The following is a 21028-nucleotide window of genomic DNA, read 5'->3' as shown; positions in this document are numbered from 1 at the left end:
GGCGCTCGGACGGGATGGGGCTTCACGGATGGACAAGGTGGTCGCCACGGCCCTGGAGGCGGTGGCCGATGTGCCGGACGGTGCGTCGCTCGCGGTGGGCGGCTTCGGGCTCAGCGGTGTGCCGAACGTGCTGATCCAGGCGCTGTACGAGCGGGGGGTCACCGGCGTGAGTGTCGTCTCCAACAACTGCGGGGCGATGGAGTCCGGCCTCGCGGTGCTGCTGTCGGCCGGGCGGATCGCCCGGGTCACCGGTTCCTACATCGGCGCGAACAAGGAGTTCGCCCGCCAGTACCTGGGCGGGGAGCTGGAGGTGGAGATGATCCCGCAGGGCACCCTCGCCGAGCGACTGCGCGCGGGTGGCGCCGGGATCCCCGCCTTCTACACGCCGGCCGGTGTGGGCACGCAGGTCGCCGACGGCGGACTGCCCTGGCGCTACGACGGCTCCGGCGGCGTCGCGTTGGCCTCGCCCCCGAAGGAGGTGCGGGAGTTCGACGGCACGGAGTACGTGCTGGAGCACGGGATCCGCACGGACTTCGCGTTGGTCAGGGCCGCGAAGGGCGACCGGTACGGCAACCTGGTCTTCAACAAGTCCAGCCGCAACTTCAACCCGCTCGCGGCGATGGCCGGCCGGGTGACGATCGCGGAGGTGGAGGAGCTGGTGGAGCCCGGCGAGCTCGATCCGGACGCGGTGCATCTGCCGGGGATCTTCGTGCAGCGGGTCGTCGCGCTCACCCCCGAGCAGGCGGCGAACAAGGGCATCGAGAAGCGGACGGTGAGTTCCTGATGGCGTGGACGCGTGAGGAGATGGCCGCCCGGGCCGCTCGCGAGCTCCAGGACGGCCAGTACGTCAATCTCGGCATCGGCCTGCCGACCCTGATCCCCAACTACCTCCCGCCGGGCGTCGAGGTGATCCTCGAATCGGAGAACGGCATCCTGGGCACCGGCCCCTACCCGACCGAGGACCAGGTCGACCCCGACCTGATCAACGCGGGCAAGGAGACGGTGACGGTCCTGCCGGGCGCCTCCTTCTTCGACTCCTCGCTCTCCTTCGGGATGATCCGCGGCGGACACATCGACGTCGCGGTGCTCGGTGCCATGCAGGTCTCCGAGAAGGGCGACCTCGCCAACTGGGCCGTCCCCGGCAAGCTGATCACCGGCATCGGCGGGGCGATGGACCTCGTCCACGGCGCCCGCACGGTCATCGTCGTGATGACCCACACCGCCAAGGACGGCTCCCCGAAGATCCTCGCGGAGTGCGCGCTGCCGCTCACGGGCAAGGCGTGTGTGAACCGGATCATCACCGACCTCGGCGTCCTGGACGTCACGGAGAACGGGCTGCTGCTCGTCGAGACCGCGCCCGGCGTGAGCGTCGACGAGATCACCGGCAAGACCGACGCCAAGCTGACCGTCGCGGAGGGCCTGAAGTGAAGACCGTCTACATCGTCGACGCCGTGCGCACCCCGATCGGCCGTTACAGCGGTGCCCTCGCCGCCGTCCGCCCCGACGACCTGGGCGCGCACGCCATCCGGGAACTCCTCGGCCGGACGCCTGAGCTGGACCCGTCCCGGATCGAGGACGTGTACTTCGGCAACGCCAACGGTGCCGGCGAGGAGAACCGCAACGTGGGCCGGATGGCCGGGCTCCTCGCCGGCCTGCCCACCTCCGTGCCGGGTGTGACGGTCAACCGGCTGTGCGCGTCCGGCCTCGAGGCCGTGATCCAGGCGGCCCGCGCCATCGCGGTCGGGGACGCCTCCATCGCCGTGGCCGGTGGTGTGGAGTCGATGACCCGGGCGCCGTACGTGCTGCCCAAGTCGGACAAGCCGTTCCCGGCCGGGCACGCCGAGTTGTACTCGACCACGCTGGGCTGGCGGATGGTCAATCCGCAGATGGAGCCGCAGTGGACGGTCCCGCTGGGCGAGTCGGCCGAACTGATCGCCGAGAAGCACAAGATCAGCCGTGCGCAGCAGGACGAGTTCGCGCTGAACAGCCACCAGAAGGCCGCGCGGGCCCAGCAGGCGGGCCTGTTCGACGCCGAGCTCGCGGCGGTGTCGATCCCGCAGCGCAAGGGCGAGCCGGTGGTCTTCGGTGCCGACGAGTGCGTACGGCCGGATGCCTCGCTGAGCGCCATGGCCAGGCTCAAGCCGTCCTTCCGTACCTCCGGGGGAACGGTCACCGCGGGCAACGCCTCGCCCCTCAACGACGGTGCCGCCGCCCTGCTCCTGGTCGACGAGGAGGGCCTGAAGGCCACGGGCCGCGAACCGCTGGCGCGGATCTCCGCGACCGGTGTCAACGCCCTTGACCCGCACTACTTCGGCCTCGCCCCGGTGGAAGCCGTCAACCGTGCGCTCGCCAAGGCGGGCAAGGGCTTCGACGATCTGTCCGTGCTGGAGCTGAACGAGGCGTTCGCCGCCCAGGTGCTGGGCTGTGTCGCCGAGTGGCCCGAGTTCGACCCGGCGATCCTCAACCCGCAGGGCGGCGCCATCGCCCTCGGCCACCCGCTGGGCGCCTCCGGTGCCCGGCTCGCCGGTACGGTCGCCCACCAGCTCGCCCGCCAGGGCGGCGGAGTCGGCGTCGCCACCCTCTGCATCGGCGTGGGCCAAGGTCTCGCCCTCGTCCTCGAGCGCTAGGAAGCGTGAGGAACCCCATGACTCTCACCCAAGCGGACATCGACCTGGAGATCGCGGCCGAGCACGCCGCGTACGAGAAGCGCCTCGCCGACGGTGCCCCCGTCGAGCACCAGCCGCGCCGCGACTACGCCCCGTACCGCTCCTCGGTGCTGCGGCACCCCAAGCAGCCGCCGGTCGCGATCGACGTGAGCCGGGACCCGGAGCTGGTGGAGCTGTCCTCCCCCGCTTTCGGGGAGCGGGACATCACCGAGATCGACAACGACCTGACCCGGCAGCACAACGGCGAGCCGATCGGCGAGCGCATCACCGTCTCCGGGCGGCTCCTCGACCGGAACGGGCGGCCGGTCCGCGGCCAGCTGGTGGAGATCTGGCAGGCGAACTCGGCCGGCCGCTACGCGCACCAGCGCGAGCAGCACGACGCCCCGCTGGACCCGAACTTCACCGGCGTCGGCCGCACCCTGACCGACGACAGCGGCTTCTACCAGTTCACGACCGTCCAGCCGGGCCCGTACCCGTGGCGTCAGCACGTCAACGCCTGGCGGCCGGCTCACATCCACTTCTCGCTGTTCGGCTCGGCGTTCACGCAGCGCCTCGTGACGCAGATGTACTTCCCGAGCGACCCGCTGTTCCCCTACGACCCGATCATCCAGTCGGTGACGGACGACGCGGCCCGGCAGCGGCTGGTGGCGACGTACGACCACAGCCTGTCGGTGCCGGAGTTCTCGATGGGCTACCACTGGGACATCGTGCTCGACGGGCCGACCGCCACCTGGATCGAAGAAGGGCGCTGACCTGCCATGACGAAGATCGACCCAGGTCGTCCGGAGACCGTGCTGCCCACCCCGTCGCACACGGTCGGCCCGTTCTACGGCCACGCCCTGCCGTTCCCCGGCGGCGGCGACATCGCCCCGGTCGGCCACCCGGACACGATCGCCGTGCACGGGCGCGTGTACGACGGCGAGGGCAACCCGCTGCCCGACGCGTTCGTTGAGCTGTGGGGTCCTGACCCGGACGGCAACCTGCCGACCGTCGACGGCTCGATGCGGCGCGACACGGCCAGCGGCGGCTTCCTCGGCCGCAACGGCGTGGAGTTCACCGGCTGGGGCCGCATCGAGACGGACGCGAGCGGCCACTGGTCCGCGCGGACGCTGCGGCCCGGAGCGCGCGGGCAGAGCGCCCCGTACCTGAGCGTGTGCGTCTTCGCGCGCGGGCTGCTGGTGCACCTGTTCACCCGGATCTACCTGCCCGGCGACGAGGCGGCGCTCGCCGCGGACCCACTGCTCGCGCGGCTGGACCCGGAGCGACGCGGCACGCTGATCGCGACCGGCGGGGGCAACGGAACGTACCGTTTCGACATCCGCCTTCAGGGCGAAGGCGAGACGGTCTTCCTGGAGTTCCAGTGACATCAGCCGAACCGGACGCCGGACTGCTCGCCCCCGGGTGGTCCGGCTCCCCCGCCGCGGCCGCGACGGCCGACCGCGCCTTTCTGCAGGCGCTGCTCGACGCGGAGGCCGCGCTGACCCGCGCCCAGGCCGCGCTGGGGCTCGCCCCGCAGGAGGCCGCGACGGCGGTGACCGAGGCGGCCCGCGCGGACCGCTTCGACCCGCAGGCGCTCGCGGAGCGGGCCCGTGGCGGCGGGAATCCGGTGATTCCCCTGGTGGCCGACCTGACCGAGGCGGTCGGCGCCGAGTACGGCCCGTACGTCCATCGGGGTGCGACCAGCCAGGACATCATGGACACGGCGATGATGCTGGTCGCCGTGCGCGCCCTGGACCCGGTCCTCGCCGACCTCGCCCGCACCGAGCGTGCGCTGGCCCATCTGGCCGCCGAGCACCGTGACACCGCGATGCCCGGCCGGACCCTGACGCAGCACGCCGTACCGACGACGTTCGGGCTGAAGGCGGCCGGATGGCGGTCGCTGGTGCTGGACGCCCGGGACCGGGTGACGCCCGTACGGGACTCGCTGCCCGCCCAACTCGGCGGTGCCGCCGGGACCTTGGCGGCCTTCACGGCGTACGGCGCGGCCGACCCCACCGCGCTGCTCGCTTCCTTCGCCCGGGAGACCGGCCTCGACGCGCCGCCGCTGCCCTGGCACACGCTGCGGACGCCGGTCGCCGATCTCGCCGGGTGCCTGGCGTTCACGGCGGGGGCACTCGGCAAGGTCGCCGCGGACGTGCTGACGCTGTCCCGGACCGAGATCGCCGAGCTCGCGGAGGGCAGCGGGGGCGGTTCGTCGGCCATGCCGCACAAGGCGAACCCGGTGCGGTCCACGCTGGTCGCGGCCGCCGCCCGGCGGGCGCCGCAGCTCGCGGCCACGCTGTACGGCTCGCTGGTCGCCGAGGACGAGCGGCCCGCCGGGGCCTGGCACGCCGAGTGGGAGCCGCTGCGGGACCTGCTCCGGCTGGTCGGCGGTGCCGCCCGCGACGCGGCCGAACTGACCGAGGGGCTGCGGGTCCACGCGGACGCCATGCGCGAACACCTCGACCTCACCCACGGGTTGGTGGTCTCCGAGCGGCTGTCCGCCGAGCTGGCGCCCGTCCTGGGCCGTGCCCGCGCCAAGGAACTGCTCACGGACCTCGCCGGGCGTACGTACGCCGAGGGGCGGAGTCTGCGTGAACTCCTTGCCGAGCAGCCCGAGTTGAAGGACGTCGGCCTCGACGAGCTCACCGACCCCGCCCGCTACACCGGCTCCGCCGGAGTCCTCACCGACCGTGCTCTGGAGCGACGTTGACCGACACAGTCCTCAACCACCGTGCCGAGGGGCCCACATCGGCTCCCCCGCTGCTGCTGGGCCCCTCGCTGGGCACCTCGTACGCCCTGTGGGACCGGGTCGCGCCCGAGCTGTCCGCCACCCACCGGGTGATCCGCTGGGACCTGCCGGGGCACGGCGGTTCGGCGGCCGGCCTGATCGGGCCCGGGGCGACCGTCGGTGATCTGGCCGATCTGGTGCTCGCGCTCGCCGACTCCCTGGGCATCGAGCGGTTTGCCTACGCCGGGGTGTCGCTGGGCGGTGCGGTGGGGCTGCATCTCGCCGTGCACCATCCGGAGCGGGTGTCCTCGCTCGCGGCGATCTGTTCCTCCGCCCACTTCAACGGCTCCAAGCCGTGGGAGGAGCGGGCCGCGCGCGTCCGCGGCGAAGGCTTGGACGGGCTGGCGGAGAGTGCCGACGCGCGCTGGTTCACGTCCGGGTTCACCGTGCCGGAGCTGGTCCAGGACCACCGCGACGCCGACCCCGAGGCGTACGCCGCCTGCTGTGACGCGCTGGCCGCGTTCGATCTGCGGGAGCGGCTCGCGGAGATCTCCGCGCCCACCCTCCTGATCGCCGGCCGCGAGGACCCCGCGACCCCGCCGGCGCATCTGCGGGAGATCGCGGACGCGGTGCCGGGCGCCGCTCTGGTGGAGATCCCGGGCGCCTCGCACCTGGCCCCCGCACAGTGCCCCGAGGCCGTCCTGACCGCCCTGCGGGCGCACTTCGACGGCGGCGCCAAGCGGGGCATGGAGGTGCGGCGCGAGGTCCTCGGCGACGCGCACGTGGACCGGGCGCAGGCCCGGCAGACACCCTTCACCGCCCGCTTCCAGGACTTCATCTCGCGCTACGCGTGGGGCGAGATCTGGACCGACCCGACACTCAGCCGCCGCGAGCGCAGCATGATCACGCTGACGGCCCTGGTCGCGCACGGTCACTACGACGAGCTGGCCATGCATGTGCGGGCGGCCCGGCGCAACGGGCTCACGCCCGAGGAGATCGGCGCGGTGCTGCTGCAGACGGCCGTGTACTGCGGGGTCCCGGCGGCGAACTCGGCGTTCGCGACCGCCCAGCGGGTGCTCGCGGAGGAGGACGGCCCCGCAGGGTGACCCTGGCGGTAGTAGCGTCAGGAGCACCACGCCGAGAGCGGCGCCACGTGCCTACGGTGGGGGCATGTCCACCATTCTGATCACCGGTGCCACCTCCGGTCTCGGCCGGTACGTCGCCTTCGAACTGGTCCGCTCCGGCCACCTCGTCCTCGCCCACGGCCGCGACACCGCCCGCACGGAGCAACTCGTCCAGGAGCTGCGCGGCGAGGGCACGGCCGAGGGGTTCGTCGCCGATCTGGCCTCGCTGGCGCAGGTGCGCGAGCTGGGCGCGAAGGTCGCCGAGGCGCACCCCGAGCTCGACGTCCTGGTCAACAACGCGGGCGTGGGCAGCGGTTCGCCCGGCTCGGGGCGCGAGGTGAGCGCCGACGGGCATGAACTGCGGCTGGCGGTCAACTACTTGGCGCCGGTCGCGCTGACCCGCGCCCTGCTGCCGGTGCTGCGCGCGAACCCGCCCGCGCGGATCGTCAACGTCGGCTCGGCCGGCCAGGAGCCGCTCGACGCCGACGATCCGGAACTCACCCGCGGCTACAGCGGCGTCTCGGCGTACTGCCGCAGCAAGTTCGCGCTGGCCGCACACACCTTCGCCCTGGCCGAGGAACTGGACGGCACCGGAGTCGCGGTGAACGTGCTGCACCCGGCGACCTACATGGACACGGCGATGGTCCGCGAGGCCGACGTCAGCCCCTGGAGCTCGGTCGCCGACGGCGCCTCGGGGGTGCTCGCGCTGGCCACCGGGGAGCTGGGCAGCGGCCGTTACTTCGACGGCACGCGGCCGGCGCGGGCGCACGAGGCGGCGTACAACCGGGACGTACGCACACGTCTGTCGGCGGTCACCGACCAGCTGCTGGACGGCTGAACTACCGCAGCCCGCGCTCGGTCTCCAGCATTGCTCTCGCCTGCGCCACCAGCCCGTCCGCGCCGCAGGACTCCGCCAGCGCCAGGCCCCGGTTGAGCTCGGCGACCGAGCGGGAGAGGATGCCGTACTCGACGCGGGCCGCCGCGTGTTCGTACTGGCAGGGCGAGGCCTCCAGGTAGGCGACCGCCTGGGCGGCCAGCCGGACCGCGCGCTGGCCGGTCTCCAGGGCGGCGGCGCAGCGCAGGGCTTCGCCGATGGCCGTGTCGGTGCCGAGGCGTTCGGCGTGCCGGCGGACGTCGGTGGCGAGCCGGCTGGCGCGGCCCGGGTCCTCGGTGGCGAGGGCGCGGGCGAGGTCGAAGGCCCAGGGGACGAGCACCGGGTTGTGGTGGCCGCGGGCAGCGGCCGCCTTCTCGGCGGCCTCCAGTTCGTTGATGCCGTCCTTGGTGCGGCCGACGGCGAGCAGGAGCCGGCCGCGCACGGCTCGTGGGTCCGGCAGCACTATCGTGGACGGATAGGGCGGGGCGAAGCCGTATCGTTCAGCGACGTCCCAGGCCTCGTCGATGTGGCCGCGGGCGAGCAGCGTGTCGACGAGATTGCAGGTCGCGGTCCAGTACAGGGGCAGTCCGCGGCCGACGCGTTCGGCGATGGCCAGCGCCTCGCGCAGGGACTGCTCCGCGTCCGCGAGGCGGCCGCGCCTGCGGTGCCCGACGCCGACGTAGGCGTGCGCCAGGGCGAGGTGTCCGCCGCTCCAACCGGCGCTCACATAGCTGCGCACGGCCTCGTTGTACAGGCTTTCGGCGCGGTCGAGGCAGTCGGTGTACGCGTACGCGTTGGCCAGCATCAGCAGCAGTTCGATGCCCCACTCGGTGCCGGTCCAGCCGAGCCCGGGAGCCAGGCGGCCGTTGACGAGGGCGCGGTCGCACAGCTCGATGACCTCCTGGGCGCCCTCGCCCTGCATCAGGGCGTCGAAACCGCGCAGGATGAGCAGCGCGCGTTCGGAGTTGTCCCGTCCGGTGCAGGTCCGGGCGAGTTCGGCCAGGCGCTCGGACCGGCCGGGTGTGGCGGCCTCACCGGCGTGGATGCCGTCCCACATGATGTGCACGGCCTCCAACCGCAACCGGGCGGGCCCGGGTTCGAGCCGGGCCGCCTCCGCCTGCACCGTGCGGACGGCCTCCTCCAGCTGGTCGTTGTGGACCAGCGCCTGGGAGAGGCGGACGACGGCGTCCACTCGGTCGTCGGCGTCGAGGCCCGGCATGCCGAGCGCGGCCCGCATGTGGCCGATGGTCCTGTCGGGCATGGTCAGCAGACTGGCGCAGCCGAGTTCGTAGAGCAGGCGCGCGTGGACGTCGGGCGTGGGCGGTTCCAGCAGGGCGCGCTCGAGGCAGCGGCGGGCCGCGTCGGGGGCGCCGACGACGAGGTACTCCCGGGCGGCCTCGCGCAGTTTCTGGACGAGTTCCTCGTCGTCGTCCGGGTGGACCTGGAGAAGATGGCGGGAGGCGGCCGCGGCGCCCCGGCCCAGGTCGGTGACCATCTGGGCGGCGATGCCGTGCATGGCGGTGCGCAGGGCGGGCGGGATGGAGTCGTACACGGCGGTGGCGATGAGCGGGTGGACGAACTCCAGGTCGCCTTCGTCGGCTTGGCCGTTCGCCGGGTCGAGTACGGTGAGGATGCGGGCGCTGCGCAGCAGTTCGGCGCAGCGCACGGCGTCGTCGCGGCCGAGGGTGGCGAGCTTGGCCACCAGGTCGACGGAGATGCCGGTGCCGAGGATCGCGGCCGCCCAGGCGAACCGGGTGGCGTCGATGCCGAGTTCCTCCAGGCGGGCGACGAGGCCGCCGCCGCGCGCCGAGCGGTTCAGGGCGCGCAGTTCGCCGGCCGCGCTCTCGGTCGGCTCCAGTTCGCTGTCCTGGACCTTGGCAAGGAGTTCGACGGCCTCGTAGGGGTTGCCCGCGGTGACGGCCCAGACCTCGCGGCAGAACGCGGCGTCGGCGTGCTCGCCCAGGGTGGCGCGGGTGAGTCCGGCGGTGGCGTCCGGGGTGAGGGCGTTCAGAGTGGTGGCGGGGCGGGCCGCGGTGGCGGCGACCGCGTCGAGGAGCCGGGCGCTCTCGCCGGTCATCTCGCGGGGGCGGCGGGCCACCACGACCAGGACGGACAGGTCGTCCAGGCGTTCGGCGAACGCGGCGAGCCAGCACAGGGTCTCCTGGTCGGCCCAGTGGGCGTCGTCGATCAGCAGAACCAGCGGCCAGTCGCGCCGGGACAGCCGGCGCACCACGGTGACCAGGCCGTCGGTGACGCCCTGCGGGTCGGCCTGGCGCTCACCGGGGTCGGTGAGGCCGAGGGCGGGGCCCGCTATGTCGTACCAGTCGCCGAGGTACTCGCGGGCCTCCTCCGGCATCAGCGACATCAGGGCGGGTTGCAGCAGTTGCCGTACGACGTTGAAGGGGACGGACCTGAGGGTCTCGCCGCCGCGCGCCGACCACACCGTGCAGCCGCGTTCCTCGGCGAGGCGGCGGGTCTCGGCGAGCAGGGCGGTCTTGCCGAAGCCGGCCTCGCCGCGGATCATCAGCAGGCTGCCCGAGGAGGCGCTGTCCGCGCCCAGGGTGTCGATGGCCCGTACGACGGCGGCGACTTCCTCGTCGCGCTCCCACAGCGAGGCCGGGGCGGCCGCCAGGGGCCGTACCTCCGTCATCGCGCTACCTCCCCAAGTCGCCCGAACGACGTACAGACCTCGAGCGTAGCCGTCCGGATGCCGAAGCGGAGGCGGGTCGGGGCACCAGTTGCCGTGACGGGTGACGTCGGGTGCGCGAGGGCGACGCGCCCTGCCCACGACCGGCCGTCATGAAACTTGACCATCAGTCAGAAACGCTCGGGAGGGATCGTCGGCACGGGCGGCGACCGGGCTGCCCGTGGTCGCCGACTTCCCCGACACGGCCCGGGGGCGCTGCCCGCCGAGCACCGGCGCCCGGCGCGCGAGCCTGCTCGGTTCGGTCACCCCGGGCCGGGGCGGATTGCGGCTCGTGCCGCCCACGCGAGGGCATCCCGTACGACTCGTCCAGGAATGAGGGGAATTTGCGACCCTCCCCTCTCATGCCTCTTTCACCGAGGCCTCATACGGTGGGGACATGACGCAGGCGACTCCCCCCGGGTGGTATCCCGACCCCGGACAGACAAGTGACGGTCCCGCCACCGAGCGCTGGTGGGACGGCAAGGCATGGACGGACCAGACCCGCCCCGCGGGATCGGCCGCCGCGTGGGGTCCCCCCGAGGCACCGGCGGGCGCCGGCCCGTACCCGGTGCATCCGGGGTATCCCGGGTACCCCGTCCAGCCGCCGGGCGGCTCGCGGCGCGGACTGCGCACGGGCATAGCCGTGGCGGCGGCCGTGGTGGTCCTCGCCTGTATAGGCGTGGGCGTGTCGGCGCTCTCCGGCGACGAGGGCGGCAGCGGCAACACCGCCAACTCGCAGGGGCCGGGCGGGCAGAGCGGCGGCCCCGGCGGCCAGGACGGCTCCACGGGCGGCCAGGGCGGCCCGGGTGGCGGCGACGGGGGCAACGGGGGCTCCGGAGGCCAGTCACCGTCTCCCGGCCAGTCCGAGGCGCCGAAGATCGAGAGCGGTTCGGTGACCGACCCGATCGACGGGATCAGCCTGCCCATACCGGACGACTGGTACGGCCAGCAGATGGCGGCGGGCGCGAGCCTCACGTCGAACGACTCCTACGACTGCCCCGGCGACACCTCCAAGTCCTGCACGAAGGGCGGCGCCTACTCGACGCCCGCCCTCGCGCTCGGCACCAAGGGCACCACGGCCGAGGAGATCGCCAAGGCGGACATCTCGGCCAACGCCGAGGAGTCCTACGGCGGCACGACCTACGGCGAGATCACCTCGCACGAGGTGCTGGCCTCCAAGGCCGTGACCGTCGCCGGGCAGAAGGGTTACCTGGTCCGCTGGAAGGCGGTCACCAGCAAGGGCTCCGACGGCTATGTCCAGTCGCTGGCCTTCCCCGCTCCCGCGAATCCCCAGCAGATGGTCGTCGTCCGCTTCGGTGTCGACGTCGAGGAGACGCAGGCCGTGCTCGACGAGATCACCAAGGGCATCAAGGTGTCGACGGACGGCGGCAGCGGCCAGGACGTGTGACGTCCGGGTCCCGGAAAACCTGGCGGCCGGGTGGGGCGCCTCTCCGCTCAAGAGGAACCCCACCCGGCCGGGGGGTGCGCGCCGCCCCCGTCCCCACGGTGCGGCGCGAGCAGGTCGCCGTCCGGTCATCCGCGGACGGCGACCTGGGTCCTAGGTCAGGCCCAGCGCGGGCAGCACCGCGGCCTCCACGAAGTGGACCATGTAGTCCGGGTCGGCGTACTTGCCCTCCAGGACGGGCCGCATGCGCAGCACACCGAACATCTGGGCCGGGATGTACTCCAGCGCCGGGTGATCGGCGGCGACCTCGCCGCGTTCGACGCCGCGCCGCAGAATCTCCTGAAGCGCGGCGATCTCCGGTTCGACGAGCGCCTCACGCAGCGCCAGCGCGAGTTCCTCGTCCTGCGTGACGGCATGGCCGAGCGCATGGACCAGCTTGGTGTCGCGCGTCGCCCCGGCGCCCGCCGCCCTTGCGGCCCCGCGCAGATCCTCGGCGAGCGAGCCGGCGTCGATGCCGGCGAAGCACGCCCGGCGGCTGCCCCGCAGGGCCGCCGCCACGAACTGGGGCTTGGTCTTCCACTGCCGGTACAGCGTGGACTTGCTGCAGCGCGTGCTGGAGGCGACGCCGTCCATGGTGACGGAGTCGTAGCCGCATTCGCGGATCTGTTCGAGCACGGCCTCGAAGAACTCCCGCTCACGCTCCGGCGTGATCTTGGAGCGGCGCGAGGCGACGACCGTCTCCGGTCCGTTCGCGACCTGCGACGTCATCTGCCCTTCTCCTCACTCGGATCCCGCGGGCGGTGAGGCCCGCTCTTCCAGTGTGTCGTATGTCAAACGAAACTCCAGTGTACCGGTACGGCAACGTATCGGTACACTAGCGTTTCGGTACTCACTCGTATCGATGAGTTCCGGCCGTTCCACGAGTCACAAGCTCGTCCGGCATCAGCACACGCACCACGTCAGCGAAAGGGCCGGGGGATGGATGCCCGCACCGAGCCTTCCCAAGCGGCGCCCAGCGCGACAGCGCGGCCGCCGCTCGTCCGTGAGCTCCTGCTCGTCGTAGGGCTCTTCCTCGTCTACAAGTTCGGCCGGCAACTGGCGACCGGCCACACCGGCGAGGCCTTCCACAACGCGCACCGCGTGTGGGACCTGGAACGGACCCTCCAGCTGCCCGGCGAAGGCCCGGTACAGTCCCTGCTGCTGCACGGCGACACGCTCGCGCACCTGGCGAACACCTACTACGCGACCGTCCACTTCCCGGCGACCCTGGCCTTCCTGGTCTGGCTCTACCTGCGTCGCCCGGCGCACTACGTGTGGGCCCGGCGTCTGCTGGCCGCGCTCACCACCGCCGCGCTGGTGCTGCACCTGGTGTTCCCGCTCGCCCCGCCGCGCATGCTGGCCGCCACCGGCCTGGTGGACACCGCCCGGGTCTACGGACCCTCGGTGTACGGCCCGCCGCAGACCGACACCCTGTCGAACCAGTTCGCGGCGATGCCCTCGCTGCACTTCGGCTGGGCGCTGATGCTGGCGATCGGCCTCATCGTCGCCACCCGCTCGCCCTGGCGCTGGCTGTGGCTGCTGCATCCCCTGCTGACGCTGCTGGTGATCGTCGGGACGGCCAACCACTACTGGCTGGACGCCCTCGCCGCGGGCGCCCTGCTCGGCCTCGCGCTCGCGGTGATCCACCTGCCGCACCGGACGGCGACCACCGCCGGACGCGCTCAGGACACCGCCCTGGTACCCGCCCCCGCCGAGGAGCAGGTTCTCGTGGGGGCCGGCCGATGAACGCCACCCTGCTCGCCGTCGTCCTGTCCCTCTTCTCCTCCGTCGCCTACGCGGCCGCGGCCGTCGCCCAGGAGCGGCTGGCCGCGCGCAACCCGGGCTCGGGCATGCTGCGGCTGCTGCGCTCGGGCGCCTGGTGGGGGTCGGTCGTGCTCAACGCGTCGGCCGCACTGCTGCACGTCGTCGCCCTGAAGTACGGGCCGCTGACCGTGGTCCAGCCGCTCGGCGCGCTCACCCTGGTCGCGGCGGTGCCCATGGGGGCGCGGGTCGCGGGGCGGCGGGTCAGCCCGGTGGAGTGGCGGGGCACCGCGCTGACGCTCCTCGGCCTGTCCGCGATCCTCGTCACGGCGTCCGGACCGGCGCCCGAGCAGGTGCTGAGCGCACCTCAGGCGGTGGCGGTGGCGGGCGTGACGGCGGCCCTGATCGGCGTGCTGGCACGCCCGGGCACCCGTCCGGGCCTGCGGCACGCGTCCGCGTCCGGCTTCGCCTCCGGTGTCGCCTCGGCGCTCACCCAGACCGTGACGGTGGCCGTGACCGACCGCACGGAATCACTGCTCAGCGTGCAGGTCGTCGGGGTGGCGCTGCTCGTCGCCGCCTTCGCGACCGGCGGACTGCTGCTGTCCCAGACGGCCTACCGGGGCGGCCTCGGCGCCCCGCTCGCGGTGGTGACCCTGGCGAACCCGGTGGCCGCCGCCGCGATCGGCCTCGCCCTGCTCGGCGAGCGGCTGCAAGGCGGCGCGGCGGGCGTGCTCCTCGCGCTGGCGGGGGCGGGGCTCGCGGCGTGGGGCGTGGTGCTGCTGTCCCGGGTTCCGCCCGCCGCGGACCCGCACGCGAACGACGACGAAGAACACCCCGTCGCCGCGGTCCTCGCCCTGAAGCCGGAATCAGCGACAGCCGAACCGGCACTGGTGCCCCGACAGCCCGAGCCGAGACACCTCACACCGTTCCTGTGAACTGAGCGGGCGTGAGCCCGTTCAGCCGCGCGCCCCGAACGGTCTTGGGCGCGCTGGTCCCCGGCGTACTCAGCCCCGGGGCGGCGACACGCATCCTGTGCGTGGTCCGTGCCCGGGAGGTCGGTTCCCTCGCGACCTGGCCATGTGGGTACGGCCAGAGGGCGACGGGGAGGCCCTGAACCATCACTCCGGTAGAGCAGGGGCCCCGCACGCTGACGCCGTACCCGGCGTCCCAGATCGCAAGATCACGTTAACCCGAATGGCCCGGGGCAGCGCAAGCCCGGATGTCGACCATCACACGATCGAGCTAATTCGACCTCGTACGCACTCCTTGGCGAGCAGCTACCACCCCTATGACGAGGGCCCCTGTGACGGGGGCCGCTGTGACAGGGGTCTCCGTCACGGGGCTCAGCCGAGTCCCCGCGAGTCCTGCTTGAGCGCCGTGTCGACGGTCAGCGCCGTTGCCACGACCAGGCTCAGCAGCGGCTCGGGCAGCTGGTAGTGGATCTGCAGGACGTAGTTGTCCGCGGTGGTGAACATCGTCTTGGCGAGGCCCTCCCAGGTCTTGGTGATCCGGGCGACCTCCTTGTCGGTGTGGTCGACGATCGCGAAGTTCCACGCCCGCCAGTTCTCCGCCTTGATCGCGCCGACCTGTTGGCCGTTCACATTCATCGCGAAGTTGATCTTGCCGATCATGTTCTGCTGGACGATCTCGCCGACCGGCTGACCGTCCGGCCGCGCCACGAGCACCCGCGACTTCATGAACTTCCGCGGCCGCGTCAGCAGCAGCACGGGCTGTCCGTAGGCGTCGCGGATCTCCAGCTTGTGCGTCATGAACTGGTCGATGCTGGCGACGAAGCGAAGGATCTTCTTCAGCGCGCTCTGCCCGACCTGGACGACCGAGCCAAGCTGGTTGCCGTTCTGGTCCATGACCGTGTACTCGTTGGTCAGCTCGATCAGCTTGGCCTTCTGGTTCACCACCAGGACGGGCTCGCTGAACAGGCTGCCGCCGCCGGGGCCGCCCGCCGCGACCCCGGCCTGCTGCTGCACCTGATGCTGGACGCGCTGGTCCGGGCCGGCCGGCTGCTGCGGCATCTGCGGCGCCGCCTGGGCCTGCTGGTTCGGGTTCGTGTGCTCGGTCCACTGCGCGCCGTCCCAGTAACGGAGCGTCTGGGCCGCTCCGTGCGGATCCGGGTACCAGCCTGCAGGTGTGTTCGATTGCGTGGTCACCGAGGCACACTATCCCGAGCATCCCGGTCCCTGACCAGACCGGATCTTTACCCTCGGGAAGGCTTTACCCAGTCATGACGGCCGGGTCGCTCACCCCCGGACGCCCGTTCTCCACATGTCCCGCGCACCTTCGCAGAAACGCCGGATCCGCCTCGGACGTGACGGTCAGGTCGTACCAGCGCCTGCTCGCCGTCAGGTCGAAGGTGTGCCTCACGGTGGCTCCGGCGCGCACGGTGAAGGTCCTGGCCCGGTCGCCGTATCCGCTGGTGACCTTCAACCGGGCCGTGCCCGAACCCTTGTTGGTGAAGGTCAGCTCGACGTCGTCGCCGGTGTGGCGGGCGGTGACCTCGGGTCCCGCGGTCTTGTCCGGGCCCTTGAAGACGCGCAGGAAGCCGTTCGGGCCGTGCACGGCAAGGTCGTAGGAGCCGTTCGAGTACGCCGAGTTCCAGGTGTCGGCGATGCTCTTGCCGGCTTCGGTGGTGTACGTCCACGGGCCGTCGGTGCGGTTGCCGGAGGTGACGTGGAAGGCGGCACCCGCCTTCGCCCCCGAGGCGAAGGTGAGCGTGTACGTGCCGGCCCTCACGTCCGCCGAACCGGACACGAGCGGGGCGTACTTCAGCGGGCGGGCCGGGCGCAGGCCGCGCTCCTGAACGGGCATGTCCGGGTCCGCGGGGGGCGTCGGGCTGTAGTCGGGGTGCCGTTCGCGGTCCGGCGGCTCGTAGCCGTCGGTGTCCGGCAGCGCGGCCGACCTGGTGTCCTTGCGGGAGAAGTCGAACGCGGACGTCAGGTCGCCGCAGACCGCGCGCCGCCAGGGCGAGATGTTCGGCTCGCGGACGCCGAAGCGGCGCTCCATGAACCGGAGGATCGAGGTGTGGTCGAGGGTCTCGGAGCAGACGTAACCGCCCTTGCTCCACGGCGAGACGACCAGCATCGGCACGCGCGGGCCGAGGCCGTAGGGGCCGGCCGGGCGCTTGCTGTCACCGGGGTAGACGTCGAGGGAGACGTCGACCGTGGACTTGCCCTGCGCGGCGGACGCCGGCGGCAGCGGCGGCACCACGTGGTCGAAGAAGCCGTCGTTCTCGTCGTACGTGATGAACAGGGCCGTCTTCGCCCACACCGCCGGGTTGGAGGTGAGCGCGTCCAGGACCTGCGAGATGTACCAGGCGCCGTAGTTCGAGGGCCAGTTGGAGTGCTCGGAGAAGGCCTCGGGGGCGGCGATCCAGGAGATCTGCGGCAGCCGGTCGGCCTTGACGTCCGCCTTCAGCCGGTCGAAGTAGCCGTCGCCGTTCTTGACGTCGGTGCCGGTGCGGGCCTTGTCGTACAGCGGGTCGCCGGGCTCGGCGCCCCGGTAGGTGTTGAAGTAGAGCAGCGAGTTGTCGCCGTAGTTGCCGCGGTAGGCGTCCTCGATCCAGCCCCAGCTGCCCTTCGCGTCGAGGCCGTCGCCGGTGTCCTGGTAGATCTTCCAGGAGATCCCGGCCTTCTCCAGCCGCTCCGGGTAGGTCGTCCAGCCGTAACCCAGCTCGTCGTTGCCGAGGACCGGGCCGCCGCCCTGACCGTCGTTGCCCGTGTAGCCCGACCACATGTAGTAGCGGTTCGGGTCGGTCGAGCCGATGAACGAGCAGTGGTAGGCGTCGCAGACGGTGAAGGTGTCGGCGAGCGCGTAGTGGAAGGGGATGTCCTCACGGTCCAGGTACGCCATGGTCGTGGTGCCCTTGGCGGGCACCCACGTGTCGTACTTGCCCCCGTTGTAGGCGGCCTGCCCGTCGGTCCAGCCGTGCGGCAGGCCTTCCAGGAACTGCAGGCCGAGGTCGTCGGCGTCCGGGTGGAAGGGCAGCACCTCCTTGGTGCCGTCCGACTGGTGCCATACCGACCTGCCGTTGTCGAGCGCGACCGTACGCGGGTCGCCGAAGCCGCGGACACCCCTCAGCCTGCCGAAGTAGTGATCGAAGGAACGGTTCTCCTGCATCAGGACGACGATGTGCTCGACGTCCTCGATCGACCCCGTTCGGTGGTTGGCGGGCAGGGCGGCGGCGCGCTCGATGCTGGCCGAGAGCGCGGAGAAGGCCGTGGTGGCACCCGCGAGTTGGAGGAATCTGCGCCGGTTGACTTCGGACATGGCTGAGGGACCTCTCGCCTGGAAAGTTGTTCGACCGGCCGGATGGTGACGGAATGCGCGCGAAAGGAGTGTTCCAGGAGCACCGAACGTCAGGGAAGGGTGTGATGGCGCTCATGTGAAAGTCGTCGGTACGTGGGGTGCTCGGGGCCGGAGTGAGGGCAGGTCCGCGATCATGACGGACACCCACACCTCACTGTCCACCCCGCCGAAGCGGCCCGTACGCCAGCTCCTCGCCGCCTCCGTGGGGGGCCGGTCGGCGGGCTGTTGATGGGAGCGATCGCGGACCGGCAGGGGCGGCGCGCCGCGCTGACGGTCACTGGTACGTGGGTGTCAGTCCGACGAGCAGGCTGCTGCCACCCATGTATCTGCGCCTGCCGGAGACGGCCCACACGGAGCTACGGCGCTGAGGCCCACCGCTGCGCCACGGCCTTGCCCGCCCGCAGCGCGGCCACGGGGTCGGCCGCCTCGTCCAGTTCGACGAGTACCGTTCCGGCGCCGGGCGTACGGGACATCGCGTCGGCCCAGCCCTGCCAGTCCACGATGCCCGTGCCCAGTGCGGTCATGTAGGGCTGCTGCTGGGCGAAGACCGTGTCGTCGATGGTGAGGTCGACGTCGATCGGCCTGACCGCGTCCTTCCAGTGCGCCAGCGCGATGCGCGGGGTGTGGCGGCGGGCGACGGCGACGGGGTCTCCTCCGCCGAGGGCGATGTGGCAGGAGTCGGGGCACAGCCACACGTAGCGCGGGTCGGTGAGGGCCATGAACAGGTCGATGTCGCGCTCGTACCAGAGGGTGCTGTTGGACTCCGTGTGGAAGGCGAGCCGCACACCGTGCCGGGCCACCGCCTCGCCGACCGCGTGCGCGATGTCGGCCATGCGGGTCATGTAGGCGGCGTCGACGAAGAAGGGCGGGCGGGTCCCGTACGTCGTCCGCATGGGCAGGCCGGTGACGAGGAGGTCCGCCCCGACGTCGGCGAGGAAGGCCGCGCGGCGTTCGGCGTCGGCGAGGATCGCGGGCAGGTTCTCGCCGTGGCGCCAGTCGGGGGCGTCGCTGCCGGCGATGAAGGCGCTCACGACGGACAGGTCCCGGCTCGCGAGCTCGTCGCGGAACGCGGTCGCGCTGCCGAAGGCCCGCAAGGTGGAGTCGATGTCGCCGGGGGCGAAGGTCAGCTCGATGCCGGTGACTCCGGCGTCGACCAGGGCGTGCATGACCCGCTCCCAGAAACGCTCCGGGTTCGCCGCGGCCCAGCCCCGCACGGCGTCAGCTGACTCGAGCCCCCAGAAGTCCGGGTGGTAGAAGGTGATGATGTCGGTGGCGAAGCGGGGCGTCATTCGGCACCTCCGCGGGCGTTGTAGACGACGATGCCGTCGGCGGAGTCGACGGCCTTGCGGTAGTCGCGGAACACGGTGAGTGCCTCGTCCCGGAGCACGTCCTGCACGACCTCGATGCCGCGTGCCTCGAACTGTCCGGCCCAGTCGGCGCCGAGCGGGCCCTCGTCGAAGGTGGTGATCTCCTCCAGTTCCGGGCCCTCACCGGCGACCACGAGTCCGCGCACGCCGGACCACAGGGTGGCGCCGTAACACTGGATGCAGGGACGCCAGTTGACGACCAGTTCGTGCGCGGGCAGTCCGTCGCCGCCGAGGTCCCAGCCGCCGGTCGCCGTCTGGGCGAGGCCGAGCGCGACGACCTCGGCGTGGGCGCTGGAGATGCCGGAGGCTAGGACGACGTTCACGCCGACCGAGACGATCCGGCCGGTGGTCCGCTCGGCGACGAGGGCCGCGAACGGGCCGCCGTTGCCCTCGCGCCAGTTGCGGTCGGCGAGGCGGTGCACGAGGCGCATGCGGTCGTCGCGGTCGGGGACGGCGGCGGGCACGTCGGCCAGTTCGTCGTCGATCCAGGCCGGCAGGGCCACCTGGTACCGCTTGGCGATGTCGATCATGATCAGGGTTCCTGTCAGTGGGCGGCGAGCGCGGTGTTTCGTACGGCTACGGCACGGGCGGCCCGGACGGCGGTCACCGTGCCGGTCAGGGTGACGTTGGCGGCCATCGCGGTGGGGATCACGCCGTTGCCGGCGAGGTACAGGTTGTCGTAGCCCCACACCCTGCCGTCCGGGTCGCACACGCTGGTGCCGTCGTCGGCGGTGCCGCAGCGGACGGTGCCGGTCTGGTGCAGCGACGAGCCGGGCGGGAGCAGGGCGCTCTCGGTCGCGGGGTCGAAGGGGCCGAACTCCTCGGCCAGCGACCGTACGTCGTCCAGTGCCCGGCCGATCAGGGCGCGGTCCGCGTCGGAGTAGCCGAAGTCGACGGTGATCCGGGGCATCCCGGCGAGATCGGTCCCGGTCTCGGAGAACACGAGCCGGTTCTCGGGGCGCGACTCGACGGGGACGTACAGGGAGAGGCCCACGGAGTGGGCGAGGGGCCGGCCGGTCTCGTCCACGTAGGTGCGGTCCATGATCTGACCGTGGAACGGCTGGGCCGTCCCGTTCTGCGGCAGCCACAGCGAGTCCGTGCTGAACTCGCCGGGGCGTGGCAGGGGCAGGGCGTCGCGGTCGATGCCGAAGCGGTCGAGGTCGAGCAGGACCCGGGCGGTGACGAAGGCGTGCTCGTTGAGGTGACGGCCCAGCGCGTGGGGCCGTATGCCCGAGGCAAACAGCAGTTGCGGGGTGCGCAGCGCGTCGGCGCACACCACCACGGTGTCGGCGAGGAGTTCGGACTCGGCGCCGTCGGCGACGCGGCGCAGCCGGGCGCCGGTGACACGGTGGTCCGAGACCAGGAGCGAGGTCGCGAGCGTGCCGGTCACCAGAGTGAAGGCCGGGTCGCCGCCGGTCGCGAGCGCGGGGAAGATCGTCCCCGGAGCCGTGCGGGGCATGGGGCCCGACGGCGTCGGGGTGACGGCCATGGGCATCGGCTGCGGCCCCCGGTCGTGCGGCCCCACGCCGTGGAAGCGTCGGCGCAGGACGTCGAGCACCGTGCGGCCGACCTCGGTCGGGCCGATCGCGGCGGGGGTGACGGCGAGGATCCGGTGTGCGGTGTCGAGATCCGCCGCCCAGCGGGCCGGATCGCCGAAGTCGAACACCTCGTGACCGGCGGGCCAGGGCGTGGCGGCGGTCCAGTGGACGCCCATGCCGCCCGCGTTCCACGCGAGCGCCGTCGCGGGCATCGCCTCGGCGTCCTCGCCGAAGGCCAGGGCGTGGAACATGCCGGGCGTCAGGTCGATGAGGTCGCCCGCGACCTCGCGCACCACCTCGGCGCCGGTGTACATGCCCTGGATGCCGGTGGCGACCTGTTCGTTGTAGCGCGCCCACAGGTCCGGGTCGTCGAGGTCGTGCAGGTGCAGTCCGGGGGCCTCGCCGATCGCGCTGCCGCCGTCCACCATCGTGATGTGCAGCGCCGGGTCGCCCTCGCGCAGCTGCCGGGCCACGACGGATCCCATGATGCCGCTGCCCACGATGAGGACGTCGGTGCGGGGGGTGTCGGTCAAGTTGA

At 72.3% G+C, this 21028-nt stretch carries 18 protein-coding genes and 2 pseudogenes; 13 read left to right on the top strand and 7 right to left on the bottom strand.

Annotation, left to right across the window (positions count from 1 at the left end; translation table 11 throughout):
• The first annotated feature begins 28 nt into the window (after positions 1-28).
• The 8 genes from QFZ76_RS41475 to QFZ76_RS41440 all read left to right on the top strand — a co-directional run bounded on the left by QFZ76_RS41475 (position 29) and on the right by QFZ76_RS41440 (position 7338).
• Positions 29-784 carry a CoA transferase subunit A gene (locus tag QFZ76_RS41475; RefSeq protein ID WP_307678497.1) on the top strand — a complete coding sequence of 252 codons (756 nt, stop codon included), beginning with the start codon at positions 29-31 and terminating at the stop codon, positions 782-784.
• Positions 784-1428 (top strand): CoA transferase subunit B, encoded by a 645-nt coding sequence (locus tag QFZ76_RS41470; protein ID WP_307678496.1) that lies wholly within the window; start codon positions 784-786, stop codon positions 1426-1428. Before QFZ76_RS41475 ends, QFZ76_RS41470 begins: the two co-directional genes overlap by 1 nt.
• A complete protein-coding gene (locus QFZ76_RS41465; RefSeq protein WP_307678495.1) occupies positions 1425-2627 on the top strand; it encodes an acetyl-CoA C-acyltransferase in 1203 nt (400 codons plus the stop codon). The genes QFZ76_RS41470 and QFZ76_RS41465 overlap by 4 nt, the downstream gene beginning before the upstream one ends.
• A gap of 17 nt (positions 2628-2644) precedes the next feature.
• Complete coding sequence (gene pcaH / locus QFZ76_RS41460; RefSeq protein ID WP_307678494.1) at positions 2645-3418, top strand: protocatechuate 3,4-dioxygenase subunit beta; 774 nt, start codon at positions 2645-2647, stop codon at positions 3416-3418.
• A 6-nt stretch (positions 3419-3424) separates the two neighbouring features.
• Positions 3425-4030, top strand: a complete 606-nt coding sequence (pcaG, locus tag QFZ76_RS41455; protein ID WP_307678493.1) for a protocatechuate 3,4-dioxygenase subunit alpha — start codon at positions 3425-3427, stop codon at positions 4028-4030.
• Positions 4027-5358, top strand: a complete 1332-nt coding sequence (gene pcaB, locus QFZ76_RS41450; protein WP_307678492.1) for a 3-carboxy-cis,cis-muconate cycloisomerase — start codon at positions 4027-4029, stop codon at positions 5356-5358. The genes pcaG and pcaB overlap by 4 nt, the downstream gene beginning before the upstream one ends.
• A complete protein-coding gene (gene pcaD / locus QFZ76_RS41445) occupies positions 5355-6482 on the top strand; it encodes a 3-oxoadipate enol-lactonase (protein ID WP_307678491.1) in 1128 nt (375 codons plus the stop codon). The genes pcaB and pcaD overlap by 4 nt, the downstream gene beginning before the upstream one ends.
• Before the next feature lie 64 nt (positions 6483-6546).
• Positions 6547-7338 (top strand): SDR family NAD(P)-dependent oxidoreductase, encoded by a 792-nt coding sequence (locus QFZ76_RS41440; RefSeq protein WP_307678490.1) that lies wholly within the window; start codon positions 6547-6549, stop codon positions 7336-7338.
• 1 nt (position 7339) lies between these two features.
• Here the strand turns inward: QFZ76_RS41440 and QFZ76_RS41435 are convergent, their stop codons facing one another.
• Complete coding sequence (locus QFZ76_RS41435; RefSeq protein WP_307678489.1) at positions 7340-10024, bottom strand: AAA family ATPase; 2685 nt, start codon at positions 10022-10024, stop codon at positions 7340-7342.
• A 247-nt stretch (positions 10025-10271) separates the two neighbouring features.
• Here QFZ76_RS41435 and QFZ76_RS51965 point away from each other — a divergent pair.
• Positions 10272-10397, top strand: a pseudogene (locus QFZ76_RS51965) (anhydro-N-acetylmuramic acid kinase); the annotation flags it as partial.
• Positions 10398-10457: 60 nt separating this feature from the next.
• The gene (locus QFZ76_RS41430; protein ID WP_307678488.1) at positions 10458-11468 is read left to right on the top strand and encodes a DUF2510 domain-containing protein; all 1011 of its coding nucleotides are present in this window, start codon (positions 10458-10460) and stop codon (positions 11466-11468) included.
• 150 nt (positions 11469-11618) lie between these two features.
• Here the strand turns inward: QFZ76_RS41430 and QFZ76_RS41425 are convergent, their stop codons facing one another.
• Positions 11619-12233, bottom strand: coding sequence for a TetR/AcrR family transcriptional regulator (locus QFZ76_RS41425; RefSeq protein WP_307678487.1), 615 nt, complete (start codon positions 12231-12233; stop codon positions 11619-11621).
• A 210-nt stretch (positions 12234-12443) separates the two neighbouring features.
• On the opposite strand from QFZ76_RS41425, the gene QFZ76_RS41420 reads away from it, so the two are divergent.
• Positions 12444-13250: a phosphatase PAP2 family protein gene (locus tag QFZ76_RS41420; RefSeq protein ID WP_307678486.1), complete on the top strand. Its 807-nt coding sequence runs from the start codon at positions 12444-12446 to the stop codon at positions 13248-13250.
• Positions 13247-14200: a hypothetical protein gene (locus QFZ76_RS41415; RefSeq protein WP_307678485.1), complete on the top strand. Its 954-nt coding sequence runs from the start codon at positions 13247-13249 to the stop codon at positions 14198-14200. Before QFZ76_RS41420 ends, QFZ76_RS41415 begins: the two co-directional genes overlap by 4 nt.
• A gap of 408 nt (positions 14201-14608) precedes the next feature.
• On the opposite strand, the gene QFZ76_RS41410 is transcribed toward QFZ76_RS41415, so the two are convergent.
• Positions 14609-15430 (bottom strand): phospholipid scramblase-related protein, encoded by an 822-nt coding sequence (locus QFZ76_RS41410; protein ID WP_307678484.1) that lies wholly within the window; start codon positions 15428-15430, stop codon positions 14609-14611.
• A gap of 64 nt (positions 15431-15494) precedes the next feature.
• Positions 15495-17546: a phosphocholine-specific phospholipase C gene (locus tag QFZ76_RS41405; RefSeq protein WP_307678483.1), complete on the bottom strand. Its 2052-nt coding sequence runs from the start codon at positions 17544-17546 to the stop codon at positions 15495-15497.
• 115 nt (positions 17547-17661) lie between these two features.
• Here QFZ76_RS41405 and QFZ76_RS41400 point away from each other — a divergent pair.
• Positions 17662-17864: pseudogene (locus QFZ76_RS41400) on the top strand (MFS transporter); the annotation flags it as partial.
• A 77-nt stretch (positions 17865-17941) separates the two neighbouring features.
• Here QFZ76_RS41400 and QFZ76_RS41395 read toward each other — a convergent pair.
• From QFZ76_RS41395 to QFZ76_RS41385, 3 genes are read right to left on the bottom strand one after another with little or no spacing between them, the layout of a single operon-like run.
• Complete coding sequence (locus QFZ76_RS41395; protein ID WP_307678482.1) at positions 17942-18874, bottom strand: sugar phosphate isomerase/epimerase; 933 nt, start codon at positions 18872-18874, stop codon at positions 17942-17944.
• Positions 18871-19482, bottom strand: coding sequence for a nucleoside deaminase (locus QFZ76_RS41390; protein ID WP_307678481.1), 612 nt, complete (start codon positions 19480-19482; stop codon positions 18871-18873). Before QFZ76_RS41390 ends, QFZ76_RS41395 begins: the two co-directional genes overlap by 4 nt.
• 14 nt (positions 19483-19496) lie before the next feature.
• Entirely contained in the window at positions 19497-21023 is a 1527-nt protein-coding gene (locus QFZ76_RS41385) for a GMC oxidoreductase (RefSeq protein ID WP_307678480.1), read from the bottom strand.
• Positions 21024-21028: the final 5 nt, after the last annotated feature.

This window comes from Streptomyces sp. V4I2 (assembly GCF_030817655.1).
GTDB lineage: Bacteria > Actinomycetota > Actinomycetes > Streptomycetales > Streptomycetaceae > Streptomyces > Streptomyces plumbiresistens.
This window is presented reverse-complemented; position numbering and strand designations above follow the sequence as displayed.